Origin of the sequence: Streptococcus sp. HMSC10E12, assembly GCF_001807855.1 — a bacterium.
Classification (GTDB): Bacteria; Bacillota; Bacilli; order Lactobacillales; family Streptococcaceae; genus Streptococcus; species Streptococcus salivarius.
On sequence record NZ_KV791123.1, the window covers coordinates 1 to 3,095 of the forward strand.

Sequence of the window (3,095 nt, forward strand, 5' to 3'; positions counted from 1 at the left end):
AAAGTTTTAGGATGGTTATAGTATATAAAGCAAAGCCTAAAGTTTTCTTAAAGTGGAAGATGGAATTACTTTTTCATAATGCTTACTGCTCACTTACACTAATTGAGGAGTTTTCCATTTCCCTCAGCATCAAAATGGTAGGTCTTACCTTCGATAGTGAGGGTAGTGTTCTCAGTACGTGCACCACTGTTAGGATCATAATAATGAAGTTTATCATTTACAGTGACTAGTTCCCCTTTAGCTTGTTTGCCATCTCTATGGAAATAGACATGAGCCCCATCAATAGTTTGTTCACCGGTTAGTGCATACCAATTAGGTCCAAAGTAATACCAGTTACCATTAACCTCTTTATATTGATTTTTTATAGCAGTAGCTGTTTCCTTATCAAAGTAATAGATATGGCTACCATTAGGAATAAGTGATGGGAAATAGTCTTTAGTCAAGCCATTCGCACTAACCCTACCATCAGCATATTTATTTGTCGGAGCATCAAACATATAAAGTTCTCCGTTGATAATGTGAAGCCCTAATGGGACGTGACCAGAAGCGGTAATGTAATATCTATTACCGCTTCTGGCCTTAACGAATTGAGGCCCTTTGACTTCTTTGTTATTCAAATCGTAGAATGAAGAGTAGCCGTAAGGATATAGAAATTCTTCTCTAGCAAGGTGGGGATCTGCACCGCCCGTAAAGGTATACTCTTTACCATTGATAGTTCGAACTCCCCCTTCTCTAAGTCTTTTGCCTTTAGCATCAACATAATAAGTCTTTCCATTCAAATCGACAAATTGTTCCTTAAGGCGGGCACCACTATCTTTATCGTAAAATGAATCGTTTTCAGCAAAGTTTCCTTTAACCTGCTTACCAGTACTATCGAAGTAGACCTCGACACCATCAATGACTTGTTCACCAGTAAGGCGTTTGCCGTCATTACCAATATAATACCAATTATTGTTTATGTTTTGATAATGATTTTGTCCTAAGTCTACTCGGTCTCCTGAATTTTTACTGTAATAGTAGCCATCCGAAGCGAAGTCGCCCTTAATCTGTTTACCGTCTTGGTCAAAGAAAACATTATGACCATCAACGACATGGGCACCTTTAAGAGGAGTACCTTTAGCACCGATTCTATACCAATTGTTATTGAAGTTAACATAACGATTGGTTACTTGTACTCCTGAATTTTCATCATAGTACGCTCCATTTTCAGCAAAGTTCCCTTTAACTTGCTTGCCATCTTTATCAAAGTAAAAATTGTTGCCATTAATGACTTGTTCACCTTTTACAATTTTACCTTCGTTATTAAGATAGTACCAGTTACCGTTCACTTGAACAAACTGATTGTTGCCAAGATTAACGCGTGCTCCAGAATCTTTATCATAATAGAAACCGTCATCTGCGAAAATCCCTTTAGCTTGAACCCCATCTTTGTCAAAGAATACGGTTACGCCATTAATGACTTGCTCTCCTTTAAGAGCTTTAGAGTCTGAACCGATATAGAACCATTTATCTTTATTTTCAAGGGTATTATATGAGTTACTCTGGTCATTGATTTGAACATAACGATTAGTAACAGGTTCCCCTGTAATTGCATCATAAAAAAGTCCATTAGGTGCGAAATTTCCCTTAACTTGGATACCGTATTCACCGAAGTTGAGATGCTTACCATTAATAATTTGTTCTCCCTTAATTGTATTGCCTTCGTTATCGAGGTAATAAATAAGGGTTCCTGATGGTTGCTCTAAGGAGACAAAGCTATTTTTGACGAGTGCTCCAGTGTCTTTATCATAATAATAACCATCGTAGCCAAAGTCTCCTTTTGCTTGGTGTCCTCTATAGTTAAAGTAGACACGAACGCCGTCAATAACTTGTGGACCTGTTACCACTTTTCCGTCTGCCCCAAGATAATACCAATGGGTCTCTAGAGTTGGAGCCATAGAGCCGTTCGATTCGTAGCGTGTTAATTGAATATAACGGTTTGTCACGAGCTCGCCAGTATCCTTGTCATAGAATTGGCCGTCAGAATTAAAATCCCCTTTAATTTGATATCCGTAATAAGGGGTAAAGTAAACTTTCACACCATCAATGACTTGTTCACCTTTAAGTATCTTTCCATCTTCATCAACATAGAACCAATGGTTATCGATGAACACGTAGTGTTTTTTCCCTAGATCAACTAAATTACCATCTTGATCATAGAAACGCCCATTGTCAGCAACGCTATTACGCACCTGTGCTCCATCATACTTATCGAAATAGACAGATTTTCCATTGATGATTTGTTCACCTTTTAATTTGTCGCCATTTTTATCAACATAGAAAGGATAGATAGTGTTGTTATAGTTGTATTTAGTGCTAAAAACATAGCTATCTGTTACAAGGTTACCATCTTTATCGTAGAAGTGTTCATTGCTAGCAAATCCGTCTCGAACTTGAAGGCCGTTGTAATCATTGAAATAAACTTGTTTTCCTTGAATGGTTTGTGCGCCTTTTAATGGTTCACCATTTTTATCGACATAGTAAACACCACCAAGATGATTAATATAACGATCCGTTACAAGAGCACCAGAATCTGCATCATAGTATTGTTTATTTTTTGAAAAGTTTCCCTTGACTTGTATGCCATTTTCATCGAAATAAACGTTGACCCCATCGATTTTTTGTGCACCAGTTAGGTTCTTACCACTAGCATCCTTATAATACCAGTTACCAAGGCTATCACTATAATATTGACCACCGGTAACATTGGTTTCACTATTGGTATCTGCGGTTGCTGATGCAGCCTCACTGGCAGCCCGGTCTGTAGTTACAGCTTCGCGTGTTTGGCCTGAGGCCGATTCTGCAGGTGCTTGACTTTCGCTTGCAGTTGTTGAAGCTGTTTCACTAGCGTTTTCCGAACTTGTAGCAGAAGTTGTGGCTTGTTCTGAAACATTTGTGGTGTTTTCTGTGCTAGCCACATTTTCAGTAGTAGCAGGAGCTTCGACAACCTTAGTTTCTACGAGGTCTGCGGTGGTTTCCACATTGGCAGTGGTAGCAGCAGTAACATCAAGGTTTGTTGAGCTATCAGCTTTAGCTTCCTCAGCGAAGGCAGGTCT

Annotated in this window: 1 protein-coding gene; it reads right to left on the minus strand. The window is 38.8% G+C overall.

The features are described from left to right. Positions 1-98 precede the first annotated feature (98 nt). On the minus strand, positions 99-3,095 hold a 2,997-nt coding region (locus HMPREF3112_RS10225; RefSeq protein WP_070439663.1), incomplete at its 5' end, for a hypothetical protein.